The organism is Streptomyces sp. NPDC033136, assembly GCF_055578235.1.
Map to the genome: position 1 here is coordinate 138,560 of NZ_JBVIPD010000013.1, position 17,382 is coordinate 155,941.

Sequence of the window (17,382 nt, forward strand, 5' to 3'; positions counted from 1 at the left end):
GGATCACTCCACCACGTGGCGCCCCTCCTGGCGCGCGCTGCACGAGGCCCGGAAGGCGCAGTGCGTGCAGTGCTGCCCGGCCGTCGGTGTGAACCGTTCGTCTAGGACCTTGCCGGCGGCCGTGGCCAGCAGGTCGCCGACCCACTCCCCCGTCGGCGGCTCCTGGGCCTGCACCTTGGGCAGGGTCTCGCCACCGTCGCGCTGTGCGGCGCCCTGGCGCAGGTGGACGAGTTCGGCGCCGCCCGGTTCGGGGCGTACACCGTCGAAGACCTCGTCGACGGCGCCCTCGCGGACGGCCAGCTGGTAGACGGCGAGCTGCGGGTGACGCTCCACCTCCTTGCCGGTGGGCGCCTGCTTGCCGGTCTTGAAGTCGACCACGTAGGCGCGACCGTCGCCGTCCGCCTCGACGCGGTCCATCTGACCGCGGATGCGCACCTGGTAGTCACCCGCCTCGAGGGTGACGTCGAAGTCGTGCTCGCTGGCCACCGGAGTACGCCCGGTGCGGTCCATGACGTGCCACTGCAGGAACCGTTCGAGCGCCACGCGCGCGTTGGCCTTCTCCTGCTCCGACTTCCAGGGCGCGTCGAAGGCCAGGGCGTTCCACACGGAGTCGAGGCGTTCCATGAGGACGGAGAGGTCGGCCGGCGTGCGCCCGGAGGCGACCTCGTCGGCGAGGACGTGCACCACGTTGCCGAACCCCTGCGCGACGGTCGCGGGCGCGTCGGCCTTCACCTCGCGGCCCAGGAACCACTGCAACGCGCAGGTGTTGGCGAGCTGGTCGAGGGCACTGCCGGAGAGCACGACGGGCTGGTCGCGGTTGCGCAACGGCACCTTGGACTCGGTCGGCTCGAACATGCCCCACCAGCGGTAGGGGTGCGCGGACGGCACCAGGGGGCGTCCATCCTCGTCGGCGAGGGCGGCGAGCCGGGCCAGTCGGCGGGCGGCGGCCTCCCGGAGGGCGTCCGAGACGCGTGGGTCGACCGTGGTGGCGCGCAGTTCGGCGACGAGTGCGGCGACGGACAGGGGCCGGCGGGGGCGTCCCGTGACGTCCTTGGGTTCGACGCCGAGTTCGGTGAGGAAGCGGGAGGGCTGGTCGCCGTCGTCCGCCGGGGCCTTGACGGCGGTGACGACGAGCCGTTCACGCGCGCGCGTGGCGGCCACGTAGAACAGGCGGCGCTCCTCGGCGAGCAGCGCGCCGGGCGTGAGGGGTTCGGCGAGGCCGTCGCGGCCGATGCGGTCGGCCTCCAGGAGGGAGCCGCGGCGGCGCAGGTCCGGCCACAGGCCTTCCTGGACGCCCGCGACGACCACGAGGCGCCACTGCAGGCCCTTGGAGCGGTGCGCGGTCATCAGCCGGACGGCATCGGGGCGTACGGCCCGCCGGGTGAGGGTGTCGGCGGCGATGTCCTCGGCGTCGATCTCCGCCAGGAAGTTCAGTGCGCCCCGGCCGCCGGTGCGCTCCTCGGCGCGGGCCGCCGTGGCGAACAAAGCACAGACGGCGTCCAGGTCACGGTCCGCGTTGCGCCCGGCCGCGCCGCCCCGGCGGGCGGCCCGCTCCAGCCGCCCGGGCCACGGCGTGCCCTCCCACAGGTCCCACAGCGCCTCCTCGGCCGTACCGCCGCCGGCCAGCCGCTCGCGGGCCTTGCGCAGCAGCGCGCCGAGGCGCTGGGCGCCACGCGCGTACGCGGGGTCGTGCACGGCGAGCCGCTCCGGCTCGGCGAGGGCCTGCGCGAGCAGCACGTCGGAGGGTGGGGGCAGCGGGTTGCCCGCCGCCCTCTCCTCGTCGCGCAGGGCGCGGCCGAGACGGCGCAGGTCGGCGGCGTCCATGCTCGCGAGCGGTGAGGTGAGGAGGGTCAGGGCGGTCTCGGTGTCGAGCCAGGAGCTCGGCTCGGGTTCCCCGGAGGGCACGCCCCCGTCGGCCGCCGCGACCTTTGCGGAAGCCGCCTTCCCATCGGCTGCCCCGGTACCCCCGGCATCCCCGGTGCCCCCTGCTTCCCCGGCATCCTCGGCATCCTCGGCATCCTCGGCATCCTTGGTAGCCACCTCCCCATCGGCGGTCGCGGGGGCACCTGAAATCACACCGCCATCAGCCGCACCAGACTCTCCCGAAGTCACATCCCCATCAGAGGCGCCAGAATCGCCCGAGACCACATCCCCATCAGCTGCACCAAAATTCCCCGAAAGCACACCCCCATCAACCGCCCCGAGCTCCCCCGAAACCACCTCCCCCTCGGTCCCCGACGCCTCCGCCGCAGCCACCGCCCGCAGCGCCGTCAGCAGCGGCGCCACCGCCGGTTCATGCCGCAGCGGCACGTCGTCGCCGTCGACGTCCACGGGGACTCCCGCCGCGGTGAGGGCGCGGCGGACCGCCGGGATGGTCCGGGAGCCGGCGCGCACCAGGACGGCCATCTCGCTCCAGGGGGCCCCGTCCTCCAGGTGGGCCCTGCGGAGGATGTCGGCGATGTTGTCCAGCTCCGTCCCGGACGTCGGGTACGTGTAGGCCTCGACGCGACCGCCGTCCCGTACGGGGGCGAGTTCGCGATGGGCGCGCACCTTCTCGGCGGGCAGGCGGGTCAGCGGCATGCGCTGGGTGAGCAGCCGCGTGGCGGCCAGCAGGGATGCGCCGGAGCGGCGGGACGTGCGCAGCACCGCGACCGGAGCCGGACGGCCGTCCGCGCGCGGGAAGGCGTACGGAAACTCCAGGATGCCGTTCACGTCCGCACCGCGGAACGCGTAGATCGACTGGTCGGGGTCACCGAACGCGACGAGCGTGCGGCCACCGCCGGCCAGGGCCTGCAGGAGTCGTACCTGAGCCGGATCCGTGTCCTGGTACTCGTCGACGTAGACGGCGTCGTACCGGGCCGCGAGCCGCGCGGCGACCTCGGGCCGGCGGGCGAGGAGCACCGCGCGGTGGACGAGTTCCGCGTAGTCGATCACGCCCTGCAGATCGAGCACGTCGAGGTACTCGGCGAGGAAGGCGGCCGCGGCCCGCCAGTCGGGGCGTCCCGTACGGCGGGCGAAGGCGTCCAGGGCGTCGGGACCGAGACCCAGTTCACGGCTGCGGGCGAGGACCGCGCGGACCTCGTCGGCGAAGCCACGGGTGGTCAGGCAGGCGCGCAGTTCGTCCGGCCAGCGCACGTGCGCGAGCCCGAGCCGCTCCAGGTCCATCTGGCCCGCGAGCAGTTCTCGCACCGAGACGTCCTGCTCGGGGCCGGACAGCAGCCGCATCGGCTCCACGAACAGGTCGCTGTCCTGGTGGGCGCGGACGAGGGCGTAACAGAACGAGTGGAAGGTGGTCGCCCGGGGAGCACGGGCCGCCCCGGTCCGCAGAGCCATGCGGTCGCGCAGTCCGACGGCCGCCCTGCGGCTGAAGGTGAGCACCAGGACGCGCTCGGGGTCCCCGCCCCGGGCGATCCGCTCGGCGACGGACTCGACGAGCGTGGTGGTCTTGCCGGTACCCGGACCTGCGAGGACGAGCAGAGGGCCGGCCGCGTGGTCAACCACGGAGCGCTGTGAGGCGTCCAAAAGAGGGGGGTCCACGCGGGCAGGGGGGGTACGTACCAATCGGTAAGCGCCACGGCTCCCCCGCCGTACCCGGGGGCGCGACAGGCCGCTGGTGGAGGAAGAGGAGCTCACGTGGTTCGCCGGTCCTGGTGGAAGTGCTGGTGGGCGGGCCACCGCGCGTGGCGGGCGGTGACCGCGGGGTGACGGGGACGGGTGCAGCCGACGCTACGCCGACGGGCGGGGCGGAAGCAGGGCTTCCCCTTCTTCCCGCCTGCCACGCATGGCACGCGCTGCTCTCGTGCCCCTCGCCTCACGAACGTACGTCATGCCACCGACGTGTCCCGATTCCCCCGTCCGGATCACGGGTCACACGGGAGGCCGCCCGATGGCGGAAGCTGTCAGGTGTGACCCTCCGCGCGATCGCCGCCGTCCCACCGCGCCCGTCTCATGTCGACGCGCGGCAGGTGGCCCTCGGCGGCGCGGCTCGCCTCCTTCAGGGGCGTGCCCTCCGCCCGGTAGTGACCGAGCGCCCGCTGCTCGTGCCCGGGGAGCAGGACGCCGTCCGCGCGGACGACGCGCCACCACGGGACGGCTCCCCCGTAGAGCGCCATCACGCGGCCGACCTGCCGCGGGCCGCCCTCCTCCAGCCACTCGGCGACGTCCCCGTAGGTCATGACACGGCCGGGCGGGATCAGTTCCGCGACGTCGAGGACCCGCTCGGCGTACGCCGGCAACGCTCGCCCGGGTTCGTCACGGACGCGGGCGCCGCCGTACCCCCCGTGGGTGTGCTGCGGGCGGGCGTCCTCCGGAAGACTCTCCTCGCTCATCCGCCCCATCCTGCCCCACCCCACCGACAACGGGAGGCGCGTACTCCCGAGCGTTTCCCCCACTCGCGAGGAGAGCGTCGGGCAGACTGTCCGCCCCCGCATGTGCACCCTGATGCCCCCGTGTGTCGGTGCGGCATGCCACCATCGTGCGGGCGGTGACCGGTGATACGAGACCAAGAAGAGACGATGAAGCAGCAGGGTGCGCACCCCGAGGACACGGAGGGCACCTCTGACGCTTCGTCGCGCCCGGGCCCTCCCGACGACGGCCCGAAGCCGGTTGGGAAGAAGGCGCGGCGGGCCGCCGAGGAGCCCGTCTCCGTGCACATCGACGAGGTGGAGGGCGACGAACCGCTGCTCCCCGCGCGCGTGCACCGCCCGCCCGACCTGATGCGGCTCCTGGTGGGCATGCTCGCCGTCGCGCTGCTGATCGGGATCGCCGCGTTCGCGCACGGCACCACCTCGGGCCTCGAACAGGACATCAACAAGGGCACCGGCCAGGCGCCCGACCTGCTCATCAAGATCGCGGGGCTGGCCTCCAGCATCGCCATCCTGCTGGTGCCGGTCGCCTTCGCCATCGAACGGCTGATCAAACGGGACGGTCTCAGGATCGCCGACGGCGTGCTGGCGGCGGTCCTTGCTCACGGTGTGACCCTGGCCACCGACCTGTGGGTCGCCCGGGCCGCACCCGACTCGATCCAGGAGGCGCTCACCCAGCCCTCCCCCGGCGACATCCACGCCCTGACCGATCCCGTGCACGGCTATCTCGCGCCGGTCATCGCGTACATGACGGCCGTCGGCATGTCCCGCAGACCGAGATGGCGCGCGGTCCTGTGGGTCGTGCTGCTCCTCGACGCCTTCTCGATGCTCGTCACCGGGTACACGACACCGTTCTCGATCATCCTGACCGTGCTGATCGGCTGGACCGTGGCCTACGGCACGCTCTACGCGGTCGGCTCACCCAACGTCCGGCCCACCGGGCAGACCCTGATGGCGGGCCTGCGGACCGTCGGCTTCCGCCCGGTCAGCGCGTCGCGCGAGGACACCCCGGACACCCCGGACACCGGCGACCGGGGCCGCCGCTACTTCGTCACGCTCGAAGACGGCCCGCCGCTGGACGTGACGGTGGTCGACCGGGAGCAGCAGGCCCAGGGCTTCTTCTACCGCGCCTGGCGGAACCTGACCCTGCGCGGCTTCGCCACCCGCAGCAGCCTCCAGTCGCTGCGCCAGGCCCTGGAGCAGGAGGCGCTGCTGGCGTACGCGGCGATCGCGGCCGGGGCCAACGCTCCCAAGCTGATCGCCACCTCCGAGCTGGGGCCCGACGCGGTGATGCTCGTCTACGAGCACAGCGGCGGACGCACCCTCGACTCGCTGCCGGACGAGGAGATCACCGACGGCCTGCTGCGCGACACCTGGGACCAGGTGAAGGCGCTGCAGTCCCGGCGCATCGCGCACCGCAGGCTGGTGGGCGACGCGATTCTGGTGGCTCGTTCCGGCACGGTGATCCTCACCGACCTGCGCGTCGGCGAGATCGCGGCCGGTGATCTGCTGCTGCGGATGGACATCTCCCAACTGCTGGTGACCCTCGGCCTCCGGGTGGGCGGCGAGCGGGCGGTGGCCTCGGCTGTGGGTGTACTCGGTCCGGACGCGGTGGCGGACTGTCTGCCGATGCTCCAGCCCATCGCGCTCAGCCGCTCCACGCGCGCGACGCTGCGCCGACTGGCCCGGGAGCGGGCGCAACGCGAGCGCGAGGCGGTCCTGGAGGCGTCCCAGCAGGCCAAGCAGGCGCGCCTGGAGGAATCCTCGGACGAGCCCGCGCCGATCCTGGAGAAGCCCGACAAGAAGGCCGTACGGGCGGAGCAGCGGGCCGAGAAGCGGGCGATCGACGAGGCTCTGGAGGAGGCCCGCGAGGAGGACCTGCTCACGCAGATCCGCCACGAGGTGCTGCGGATCAGGCCGCAGGCACCGGTCGAGCCGGCCCGGCTGGAGCGGGTGCGGCCGCGCACGCTGATCAGCTTCATGGCGGGCGCGATCGGCGCGTACTTCCTTCTGACGCAGCTCACGCACATCGAGTTCGGACCGCTCATCGCGAACGCCGAGTGGGGCTGGGTCGCCGCGGCCGTACTGTTCTCGATGGCCAGCTACTTCGCGGCGGCCATGGCCCTGCTGGGGTTCGTGCCCGAGCGGGTGCCGTTCCTGCGGACCGTGGCGGCGCAGGTCGCCGGGTCGTTCGTGAAGATCGTCGCCCCGGCGGCGGTGGGCGGCGTGGCCCTCAACACGCGCTTCCTGCAGCGCGCGGGAGTGCGGCCGGGGCTCGCGGTGGCGAGCGTGGGCGCGTCGCAATTGTTCGGGCTCGGCTGCCACATCCTGATGCTGCTGGCCTTCGGTTATCTCACCGGCACCGAGAAGACGCCGTCGCTGTCGCCGTCCCGTACGGTCATCGCCGGTCTGCTGACGGTGGCGGTGCTGGTGCTCGTGATGACCTCGGTGCCGTTCCTGCGCAAGTTCGTCGTCACGCGCGTGCGGTCGCTGTTCGCGGGTGTCGTGCCGCGCATGCTGGACGTGCTGCAGCGGCCGCAGAAGCTGGTCACCGGCATCGGCGGCATGCTGCTGCTGACGGCCTGCTTCGTGATGTGTCTGGACGCGTCGATCCGTGCCTTCGGCGACGAGACCACCTCGATCAGCATCGCCGGCGTCGCCGTCGTCTTCCTCGCGGGCAACGCCCTCGGGTCCGCCGCGCCGACGCCGGGCGGCGTGGGCGCGGTCGAGGCGACCCTGACGGTCGGTCTCATCGCCTTCGGGCTCCCGAAGGAGGTCGCGGCACCGGCGGTCCTGCTCTTCCGCCTGCTGACGCTGTGGCTGCCGGTGCTGCCGGGCTGGCTGGCCTTCAACCACCTCACCCGCAAGCAGGCCCTCTGACCCGACCGGCCGGATCGGGCCCTTCGCCATGACCGGCCCGCACGCGGTCACTCCGCCTCGAAGCCGGTGGGCCTCCGGCACGAGCAGCCAGGCGGGCGGGGCCTTCGGCGCCGGCGGCCCGGCAAGCGGGTCTCCGGCGCCGGAAGCCCGGCGAGCAGCCCCGACAAGCACGCCCCGGGCAGCCGGTCCGGTAGGCCCGGGGTGGCAGCCGGTCCGGTAGACCCGACTAGCAGGCCCTTTTGCCCCCTTCCGCCCCTCTTACCTCATACGGCACGTGTCCCGCGCGCCCCGCCCTGAGCCGCCGCAGGATGGAACCATGCCATCGCGCCCCCGGCTGCGCACCGCCGCCCTGACCGCCTCCGCCCTGCTGCTGTCCACCGTGCTGGCGGGCTGCGGTGGCGACGGCACCAAGGACGAAGACCTCACGCAGCAGAAGCTGGACTGGAAGGCCTGCCCTGCCCCGGACGAGGCCCAGGGCGGAGGCGTTCCGCCCTCGCCGCTGCCGGACGGCGGGGAGTGGCAGTGCGCCACCATGAAGGCCCCCCTCGACTGGGACGCCCCCGAGGGCGACACGATCGGCCTCGAACTGATCCGGGCCAGGGCGAGCGGGGGCGACAGCCGGCGCATCGGCTCACTCATCTTCAACTTCGGCGGCCCCGGCGGCTCGGGCGTCACCTCGCTGCCCGCCTTCGCGGAGGGCTACGAGACCCTGCGGACCCGGTACGACCTGGTCAGCTTCGACCCGCGCGGGGTCGGCGGCAGCGAGCCTGTGATCTGTGAGAGCGACCAGCAGCTCGACGCGTACTTCCAGCAGGACGCGACCCCCGACGACGCCGTCGAGCGCACCGAACTCCTCGACAGCACCAAGGATTTCAACGACGCCTGCGAGGAGAACTCCAAGAAGGTGCTGCCGCACGTGCGCACCACCGACGCGGCCCGCGACCTCGACCTGATGCGCCAGGTCCTCGGCGACGGCAAGCTCCACTACTTCGGCATCTCCTACGGCACCGAACTGGGCGGTGTCTACGCCCACCTGTTCCCCAAGAAGGTCGGCCGTGCCGTGTTCGACGCCGTCGTCGACCCCACTCAGAACCCCGAGCAGGGCTCACTGGGGCAGGCCAAGGGCTTCCAGCGCGCGCTCGACAACTATGCCGAGGACTGCGTGTCGAAGACCGAGGAGTGCCCGGTCGGCGACAGCGCCCAGGACGTGAAGGACCGCATCGCCAAGCTGCTGAGGGACCTCGACCGCAGGCCGCTGCCGGGTGTCTTCCCCCGCCAACTGACACAGACCGCGGCGACCAGCGGCATCGCCCAGGCGCTGTACTCGCAGGACTTCTGGGAGTACCTCACCGAGGGCCTGCAGCAGGCGTACGACGGTGACGGCAGCATCCTGATGCTGCTGTCCGACTCGATGAACGGGCGCAGCGAGAACGGCGAGTACAGCAACATCGCCGCCGCCAACGCGGCCATCAACTGCGCCGACGACAAGCCGCGTTACGACGCCGCCTACGTGGAGCGGAAACTGCCCGAGTTCCGGGCCGCGTCCGACCTGTTCGGCGACTACCTGGCCTGGGGCATGATCAGCTGCACCGACTGGCCCGTGCCGGGCGCGGCCGACCACCCGGACGTGAGCGCTCCGGGCTCGGCGCCGATCCTGGTCGTCGGCAACACCGGCGACCCGGCCACCCCCTACGAGGGCGCGCGGGCGATGGTGAACGCGCTGGGCAAGGGCGTCGGGGTCGAGCTGACGTACCGGGGGCAGGGGCACGGCGCGTACGACAGCGGCAACACGTGCGTGCAGGGCGCGGTGAACGGCTATCTGCTGGACGGAAAGGTGCCGCCGACGGGCACCGTCTGTACCTGACATCCGCAACCCACCCGACATCTGCGCAGGTCAGACGGTTATCCACAGGCTGGGGCGGTCGGCGTGGGATCTGCCTACCATGGCCTGACCGCCATCCGCGGCACGAAGCGGACGGCCTGTGAGGGGGATGGGCAATGACGCGCTTCGTACGATGGACCGCTCTGGCGGCCGCCTCGGCTCTGCTGGCAGCGGGCTGCAGCGGCGGCTCGTCCGACGACGCCAAGGGCGGGCTCTCCTGGGGCCGCTGCAAGGCCACCGCCGACGCGCCCGCGCCGGGCAGCAAATGGCAGTGCGCCACGCTGAAGGTGCCGCTGGACTGGTCGAAGCCGGACGGCGAGACGGTCGGACTGGCGCTGATCCGCGCCAAGGCCCGCGGGGACGACCGCGTCGGCTCGCTGCTGTTCAACTTCGGCGGCCCGGGCGCCTCGGGCGTGTCCATGATGCCGTCGTACGCCCCGACGGTGTCCCGGCTCCACGAGCGGTACGACCTGGTGAGCTGGGACCCGCGCGGGGTGGGCGCCAGCGAGGGCGTGCGCTGCCGCGGTGACAAGGAGATCCAGGCGGCCGAGTCGGTGGACGTCACCCCGGACACCCCCGCCGAGGAGAAGGCGTACTTCGCGGACGCAGCCGATTTCGGCAAGGGCTGCCAGAAGGACGCCGGGAAACTGATGGCGCACGTCTCAACCGCCGACTCGGCCCGCGACATGGACCGCATCCGGGAGGTCCTCGGCGACAAGAAGATGCACTACTTCGGCATCTCCTACGGCACGGAACTGGGCGGCACGTACGCCCACCTGTTTCCCGAGAACGTGGGACGCATGACGCTGGACGCGGTCGTCGACCCCGGCGCCGACACCGTGGGCCATGCCCAGAACCAGGCCAGGGGCTTCCAGCGCGCGCTGAACGGCTACCTCAAGTCCACAGGCCAGGACCCGCAGACGGGCTCGCGGAAGATCGCGGCCCTGTTGCAGCGGATCGACGCCCGGCCCCTTGCGACGGCCACGCCCGGGCGGAAGCTGACCCAGACCCTCGCGGTCACAGGCATCATCCTGCCGCTGTACAGCAAGGACAGCTGGCCCACGCTGACCAGTGCCCTCGACGCGGCCGAGCGGGGAGACGGCTCGGAGCTGCTGGCCCTTGCCGACGGCTACAACGAACGCGACCCCTCGGGGCGCTACGGCACGACCACCCACTCACAGCGGGTCATATCGTGCCTGGACGACAGGCAGCGGCCGACCGCGGCCCGGACGAAGAAGCTGCTGCCTCAGTTCGAGAAGATCTCCCCGGTCTTCGGGACGTTCCTCGGCTGGGACACGGCCGGCTGGTGCCACGACTGGCCGGTGCCCGGACAGCACGAGACCCCGGAGGTGAGCGCCCCCGGTGCGGCACCGGTCCTGGTGGTCGGCAACACGGGCGACCCGGCCACCCCGTACGAGGGTGCCCGGAGGATGGCCGACGAACTGGGCAAGGGTGTCGGAGTGATGCTCACCTGGCGGGGCGAGGGGCACGGTGCGTACGGCAGCGGGAGCGACTGTGTCGACTCCACGGTGAACGCGTATCTGCTGGACGGCTCGGTACCGAAGGACGGCAAGGTCTGCTCATGACGACGGCGGGGGCTCCGGGCACCCGTGGTGCGCGAAGCCCCCGCCGCTCGGGAAGGGAGGCCGGATACGGCTCGGTATGCCGGCTCGTCCGGTCAGTAGACGGGCTCGTCCGGTCAGTAGACCGGCTTGTCCGGCTCGATCTGGTTGACCCAGCCGATCACGCCGCCGCCGACGTGGACCGCGTCCGAGAAGCCCGCGGACTTCAGGACCGCGAGGACCTCCGCACTGCGAACACCCGTCTTGCAGTGCAGGACGATCTTCCTGTCCTGCGGGAGGCTCTCCAGGGCGGTGCCCATGAGGAACTCGTTCTTCGGGATCAGCCGGGCGCCCGGGATGGAGACGATCTCGTACTCGTTCGGCTCGCGGACATCGATGATGTCGATGCTCTCGCCGTCGTCGATCCACTCCTTGAGCTGCTTGGGAGTGATCGTGGCGTCCGCGGCCGCCGCCTGGGCCTCCTCGGACACGACGCCGCAGAAGGCCTCGTAGTCGATGAGCTCGGTGACGGTCGGGTTCTCGCCGCAGACCGCGCAGTCGGGGTCCTTGCGGACCTTGACCTGGCGGTACTGCATCTCCAGGGCGTCGTAGATCATCAGGCGGCCGACCAGCGGCTCGCCGATGCCGGCGAGGAGCTTGATGGCCTCGTTGACCTGGATGGAGCCGATGGACGCGCACAGCACGCCCAGGACGCCGCCCTCGGCGCAGGAGGGGACCATCCCGGGGGGCGGGGGCTCCGGGTACAGGCAGCGGTAGCAGGGGCCGTGCTCGGACCAGAAGACGGAGGCCTGGCCGTCGAAACGGTAGATCGAACCCCACACGTACGGCTTGTTCAGCAGCACGCAGGCGTCGTTGACCAGGTAGCGGGTCGCGAAGTTGTCCGTGCCGTCGACGATCAGGTCGTACTGGCTGAAGATGTCCATCACGTTCTCGGCCTCGAGCCGCTCTTCGTGAAGGATCACGTTCACGTACGGATTGATGCCCTTGACGCTGTCGCGGGCGGACTCGGCCTTGGGGCGGCCGATGTCGGCCTGGCTGTGGATGATCTGGCGCTGCAGGTTCGACTCGTCGACCTCGTCGAACTCCACGATGCCGAGGGTGCCGACGCCCGCGGCGGCCAGGTACATCAGCGCCGGCGAGCCCAGGCCGCCGGCGCCCACACACAGCACCTTGGCGTTCTTCAGCCGCTTCTGCCCATCCATCCCGACGTCGGGGATGATCAGGTGGCGGGAGTACCTGCGAACCTCGTCTACGGTGAGCTCGGCAGCCGGCTCGACCAGGGGTGGCAACGACACGGGGACTCCGTTGGTCGGTCAATCACTACGGTTGTTCTCCCCGTAACAGTGCCATGTGCTTTTTCATTCCGAGACACCTGTCCCGACCAGCGAGACGACTTCGTCCCAGTAGCCGGGCATGGTCTCCCAGGGGTCGGTCCGGCCCCCACGGTCCGTGTGGTCGGTGAACCAGATCGTCGCGGCGCCCTGCCAGCGGGCGACGCACAGCGCCTCCTCCAGATGGTCGCGGGGCACACCGTGGACGAAGTGGCAGAAGCGCTCGGGCACATGGTCCGCGGTCCACTCGGCCACCTGCGACCAGCGGTAGTCGCTCCACGGGCCGGAGAAGGTGACCAACTGGTCGGCGAGCTCGGCGTAGCCCGGGTGCGGGTGGATGCCGTGGCCGAGGACGATGTGGGCAGCGTCCCGGATCACGCGGAGCGTGGCGACGGTGCGGCGCACCTCGGGCAGCGCGACGTGGTCCGCCGGGCAGCGGTCCAGGAGGAAGCCGTCGACCTGGTACCAGTCGACCGGTGGGCGTCGGAGATCAGCTCTCCGAAGTTCCGGGTGCCGTACCCGGTGTCGAGACGGCCGAGGACGCGGATGCCCGCGTTGCGCAGGCGGCCGGCCGCCTCCAGGCAGTGCGGGTCGGGGCGGGCGCCGGGGCCGTCGGCCACGTTCAGCACCACCCAGTGCAGCGGGGTGCCGGGGCGGGTGAGTTCGCCCCACTCGGTGGGGGCGAGGAGGGGTGCGCATAGCCCGGGACGCCGACGCCGGGGCGGAGTTCGGTGCCCGGGGTACGGGCCTGGGTCCTGGTCAGATGCGGCATGCCGCCTCCATCCAGATGTCGGCGAGGGACTCCTCCAGCCCGATCCGGGGACGCCAGCCGAGCCGGTCGCGCGCGGTGCGCACGTCGGCCTGCTGCCAGCCGCCGCAGCCGTCCGGGTACGGGTACGCGACCGGGGGCGCGTGGTCCGGGTCGGGGCGGGGGTGGCCGATGGCCGGGCGCAGGGCACCGGGCGGGCCGTCGAGTTCGTGGAGGGCGCCGCCGTATCCGGCCACGCGGGCGAGGACCGCAGCGGCATCGCGCAGTCGTACGGCGCGGCCCGAGCCGATGTTGATGACGCCCTGCGCGGCCGAGAGCGAGGCGGCGTGCACGGCGCGGGCCACGTCGCGGACATCGACGAAGTCGCGCTGGGCGCCGAGGCCGCCGAGTTTCAGTTCCCCGTCGCCGGACTGCATGGCGCGGCGCATGGCCTCGGCGAGCCGACCCAGCGGGGAGCCGGCCGGGGTGCCGGGTCCGGCCGGGGAGAAGACGCGCAGGACGACGGCGTCCAGGCCGGAGCCCAGGACGAGTTCGGTGGCGGCGAGTTTGCTGACGCCGTACGGGCCGCCGGGACGGGGCACGGCGTCCTCGGCCGTGGAGGAGCCGGGCTGGCTGGGGCCGTACTCCGCGCTGCACCCGATCTGCACCAGACGGGCGCCGCAGCCACTGCGGCGCAGGGCCTCGCAGACGGTGGCCACGGCGACGGTGTTGTGGCGGGTGAGTTCGCGCGCACCGCCGCGGGTGGCGCCGGCGCAGTTCACGACGACGCCCGGGTGGACCGCGTCGAGGAAGCGGGTGAGGGCACCCGGGCTGCCGGACGCGAGGTCGAAGCGGACGTCGGCGTCGTCACCGCGGCCGAGTGCGGTGAGTTGCACGGCCGGGTCGGCGAGCAGGCGGTCGGCGACGAAGCGCCCGATGTAGCCGTTGGCTCCGATCAGCAGGACTCTCATCGCGCGGCTCCCGTCGTGGCCGGGGCTCCTGGGTGGGTGGTCATGCCGGTTCTCCTTGAGGGCGGAAGGGAGGGGTGTGACGGGTGCTGCCGTCGGTAGTGGCGCCGGTGGCCGGGGCGGTCACCGTGCGGGCTCCGGCGGTGCGTGGGCCGAGGCCCGGGTCAGCTTGCGGGTCGCGTGGACCAGGAGGGCCAGGGCCGCCGCTCCGCAGGCCAGGGTGGGGACGCTGCCGACGCCCGAGGTGGTGGCCAGGGCTTCCACGGGGGTGGCCAGGAAGCCGCAGCCGGGGAGGCGGGAGGTGAAGACCGCGGCGAGGGCTGCCGCCTCGACCGTGGCCGTCGCGGTGAGGACGACGGCCGGGGCGTAGGTGAATCCATGGGTGGTGAGGAGTCGGGCCAGGAAGAGGAGGCCGCCCAGGGCGAGGGTCTCCGCGTAGGCCGGGGATTCGTCGAGGAAGGCGGTGCAGAGGGTGAGCAGGGCCGCCAGGGCGGTCAGGAACAGGGCGACCATTCCGAGCAGGAGCGGGCGTACGGCGGCGGCGAAGTCCTCCAGGCCGCGGCTCATCACGAGCTTGTGGCGGGCGCGGGCGGTGAAGAGGTGGGCGGTCCAGGCCGCGGGCGCACAGGCCAGGGCGAGAGCGAGGAGCGGAGCGGCGGTGAGGGGCCAGGGGGCGTCGGGACCTCCGGTGAGGGCGCTGTGGAGAAGGCCGTTACCCCCGAGGGAGTACGCGAGGAGCCACAGGGTCCACGTGGTGGTCCCGCCCTCGGCTGCGCCTGGCCTGAGCCCCGGTCGGCCCGCACCGGTCCTGCTCAGGGGGCCCCGCCGCAGGGCCGCGCGGAGGGCCAGGGCCACGGCTACAGCGCCGGCTGCCGCCGCGAACAGGCGTGTCTGGCCGTCTGTGAGGTGGACGGCGGTCACAGCGGCGGCACAGAGCGCGCCGGGCAGGAGGGTCAGGAGGGCCCAGTCGGCGCGTGCCCGGAGGGCGGGGGGTGGGATGGCCGGGGGTGCGTCCCCTTCCCGGGAGACCCGGGCGTACATCTCCTCCGCGAGGGAGAAGACGTCCCGGTGGCGGAAGCGGGCGGCGGTGCGTTCCGTGATGCCGTGCGCTTCCAGGCCTGCCGCGATGTCGAGGGGGTCCACGGCACGCTCGCAGAGTTCCCGGTGACGGTGGATCAGCGCCTTCACTGGGTCGGCGGCACCGCGCCGCGAGGCGGACGGCTTGCCGCCGACGGCCGCGCCGCGCTTCGCCGGACTCTCGGGGTCAGCGGTCGTCTCCCGTCCAGCTGGCGGCGTACGGCCGTCGGTCGGCTCCGGGGCGGCTGCCGACGCCGTCCTCGCTGAGTCCAGCACCTGCTCCGAGTCGGCATCCCGCGCCCCAGGGCTGGTTGGTGCTCCCAGGTCCTTCATCGCGCTCCCTCCGGGGCAGGGACGGCAGTGGTGGCCCGTACGGAGCTGCCGGCGGCCCAGCCGGGGCCGTTGGGGGTGACGCGGCGAGGCGTCGGGGTGCCCCACCGGACCGGCACCTGGGCCTCGGCGGGAACGGCGAAGGGCAGCGGCTCCCCCGCCCCGTCGAGGACGACTCGCCGGACGGGCGCGCGGGAGACGATCTCCAGGTAAATGCCGTGAAACGCCTCGATGTTCTGCTCGACTGTGAACAGTTCGAGGGCACGGGCGCGAGCGGCGGCACCCAGGCGCGCACGGCGCTCGGGGTCGCGCAGCAGCGCCACGCATGCTTCGGCGAGCGCCCGCGGATTACGTGGCGGTACGACGAGCCCCGTGCCACCGATGACCTCCACGACCGCGCCGACGTCCGTGGAGACCGTCGCGCGTCCGCAGAGCATGGCCTCGACGAGGCCGACGGGGAAGCCCTCGACCACGCTGGACAGGACGGTCACCGCCCCCGAGGCGTAGGCATCGGCGGGCAACGGGAGTTCCGGGCCGCCGACCTCCTCGAAGGACACCGGATTGTCGCCGGCGGCGTGCGGTCCCTCGGCCTCGTCGGGGAAGAGCTGTGCGGCCAGCGTCCTGCAGTGGCCGAGGTATGCCGCACCCTCGGGGCCTGCGGCGGCGCCGACGACGCGCAGGCGGGCCCTCGGCCTCTGCCTGCGGACCTCCGCGAAGGCGTGAAGCAGCGAGACCAGGTCCTTGGCGGGCCCGACGCGGCCGACCCAGACGAGCGTGTCCGGATCCGCGCCCTCCGGGGACTCACCGACCTCCGCGAAGGGCCGGCCGTCCATGCCGGGGTAGACCGTGCGGAGCTTTGCGCGGTCGGCTCCGCAGCGCTCCTGCCAGCGGCGGGCGTGCGTGTTACCGGCGGTGACGACCTCGGCCTGCCGGTAGGCCTCGGCAGTGAGTCTGCCCTGGAACGCGGCGAGCAGGGACCGTACGGCGGGTGGGGCTTCGGAGGCGACAAGGTAGTGCGTCCGCAGGCGTACGCCGTACTCGGTCACCATCAGGGGCACGCCGGTGAAGTGGCGGGCCAGCAGGCCGGGCAGGGCGGCGGTGCCGCCGGACGCGGCGTGGCAGAGGTCGACCGCGCCGAGGCCGTCGTCCTCGTACCAGTCGAGGGAGAGGGGGCGCAGGGCGCGTTCCAGGTAGGTGGCCACGGCGAGCAGATCCGGTACGCGCGCCTCACGCGCCGCACGTTGGGCGCCGGGCGCACGACAGGCGCGTTCCAGCGTGCGGACGGCGGCCTCGGAGCGGAGGGCTCCCGCCAGGCCGTCCTGCTCCCGAGCGAGTTCGGCCAGCCCGTAGAGAGCGTTGGCGAAACGGTCCGCCTCCGCATCCACCCCGCCCTGAGCAGCGCCGGAGGCGGAGGCCGGCACACTCCCAGTGGCAGCGACCGCCGCACCCCCGGAGGCACGAGAGCCAGCAGCACCGCCGGCCGCCCCGCACAACACTCGCGCCAGTTCCCCGAAGCACTCGGCGAACCGCCGACGCGCGCGGCGCCCCAGCCCCACCTCGTCGTCCTCGGCCTGCCAGAGCGGTGCGGTGCGCACCCTGCGGACGTTCGGGGGCAGCGGGATCCAGCCCTCGTCCTCCTGGTGTTCGCTGCGGCTGAGCGCGTAGACGTCGAACTCGTGCTGTCCGAGCCCGTGTACCAGCCGGTCGCACCAGAGCCTGGCGTCACCGCTCACGTACGGATACCCACCCTCCGTAAGCAGTCCGATGCGCACGAGTGCACCCCCGATCTCCCGTATGGGGAGCCGCCGTTGCCCGGCGGCTCGCAGCGGGACGAACGTATGCGGACAAGGCGGTGGTGCGACGGACGGTTGTCCATCACACCACCAAAAGGGGTGAACGGTCGTAACTTTCCCGTGCGGGTCGCGTTCTGTCGCGCTAGGAGATCAAGCAGACACGGATCGTCATACCGCGGCCCACCCCCACCCCCGTCGCTCCGCCCGGCGCCGTGCGGCGGCCTCGAGGTCGAGCGCGGGTACGGCGGGCGGCCGGCGACCACCCAGGGCAGAGGTCCCGTGGCTCCTCGTACGGCCCGTACGCCTCGTACGCCTCGTACGCCTCCCGACGGGCCCTGCCCGGCGATCCTGCCCCGCCGCATCACCGCACCCTGGCCGCCGACCTGGCGTACGACAGCCAGGTGATGCGCGACGAAGACCAGCGCG

Annotated in this window: 9 protein-coding genes and 1 pseudogene; 3 read left to right on the plus strand and 7 right to left on the minus strand. The window is 72.7% G+C overall.

Annotation, left to right across the window (positions count from 1 at the left end; translation table 11 throughout):
• Positions 1–3: 3 nt before the first annotated feature.
• Together ACZ5TL_RS24015 and ACZ5TL_RS24020 are read right to left on the minus strand one after the other, a co-directional pair.
• On the minus strand, positions 4–3,633 hold the full coding sequence (locus ACZ5TL_RS24015) for an ATP-dependent helicase (protein ID WP_468592238.1): 3,630 nt from the start codon (positions 3,631–3,633) through the stop codon (positions 4–6).
• Positions 3,634–3,899: 266 nt separating this feature from the next.
• A complete protein-coding gene (locus tag ACZ5TL_RS24020) occupies positions 3,900–4,328 on the minus strand; it encodes an MGMT family protein (protein WP_468592240.1) in 429 nt (142 codons plus the stop codon).
• 186 nt (positions 4,329–4,514) lie between these two features.
• Between ACZ5TL_RS24020 and ACZ5TL_RS24025 the strand changes: the two genes are divergently transcribed.
• From ACZ5TL_RS24025 to ACZ5TL_RS24035, 3 genes are all read left to right on the plus strand, one after another.
• On the plus strand, positions 4,515–7,244 hold the full coding sequence (locus ACZ5TL_RS24025) for a lysylphosphatidylglycerol synthase domain-containing protein (RefSeq protein WP_468592241.1): 2,730 nt from the start codon (positions 4,515–4,517) through the stop codon (positions 7,242–7,244).
• 316 nt (positions 7,245–7,560) lie between these two features.
• Positions 7,561–9,108, plus strand: coding sequence for an alpha/beta hydrolase (locus ACZ5TL_RS24030; RefSeq protein WP_468592243.1), 1,548 nt, complete (start codon positions 7,561–7,563; stop codon positions 9,106–9,108).
• Between the two features lie 134 nt (positions 9,109–9,242).
• Positions 9,243–10,712, plus strand: a complete 1,470-nt coding sequence (locus ACZ5TL_RS24035) for an alpha/beta hydrolase (protein ID WP_468592244.1) — start codon at positions 9,243–9,245, stop codon at positions 10,710–10,712.
• Between the two features lie 113 nt (positions 10,713–10,825).
• On the opposite strand, the gene moeZ is transcribed toward ACZ5TL_RS24035, so the two are convergent.
• From moeZ to ACZ5TL_RS24060, 5 genes and pseudogenes are all read right to left on the minus strand, one after another.
• A complete protein-coding gene (gene moeZ / locus ACZ5TL_RS24040; protein WP_468592245.1) occupies positions 10,826–12,004 on the minus strand; it encodes an adenylyltransferase/sulfurtransferase MoeZ in 1,179 nt (392 codons plus the stop codon).
• A 63-nt stretch (positions 12,005–12,067) separates the two neighbouring features.
• A pseudogene (locus ACZ5TL_RS24045) lies at positions 12,068–12,812 on the minus strand (spherulation-specific family 4 protein).
• A complete protein-coding gene (locus ACZ5TL_RS24050) occupies positions 12,800–13,759 on the minus strand; it encodes an NAD-dependent epimerase/dehydratase family protein (RefSeq protein ID WP_468592247.1) in 960 nt (319 codons plus the stop codon). Before ACZ5TL_RS24050 ends, ACZ5TL_RS24045 begins: the two are co-directional and overlap by 13 nt.
• 120 nt (positions 13,760–13,879) lie before the next feature.
• Positions 13,880–15,166, minus strand: a complete 1,287-nt coding sequence (locus ACZ5TL_RS24055) for a hypothetical protein (RefSeq protein WP_468592248.1) — start codon at positions 15,164–15,166, stop codon at positions 13,880–13,882.
• Complete coding sequence (locus ACZ5TL_RS24060; protein ID WP_468592249.1) at positions 15,163–16,935, minus strand: DUF3492 domain-containing protein; 1,773 nt, start codon at positions 16,933–16,935, stop codon at positions 15,163–15,165. The genes ACZ5TL_RS24055 and ACZ5TL_RS24060 overlap by 4 nt, the downstream gene beginning before the upstream one ends.
• Positions 16,936–17,382: the final 447 nt, after the last annotated feature.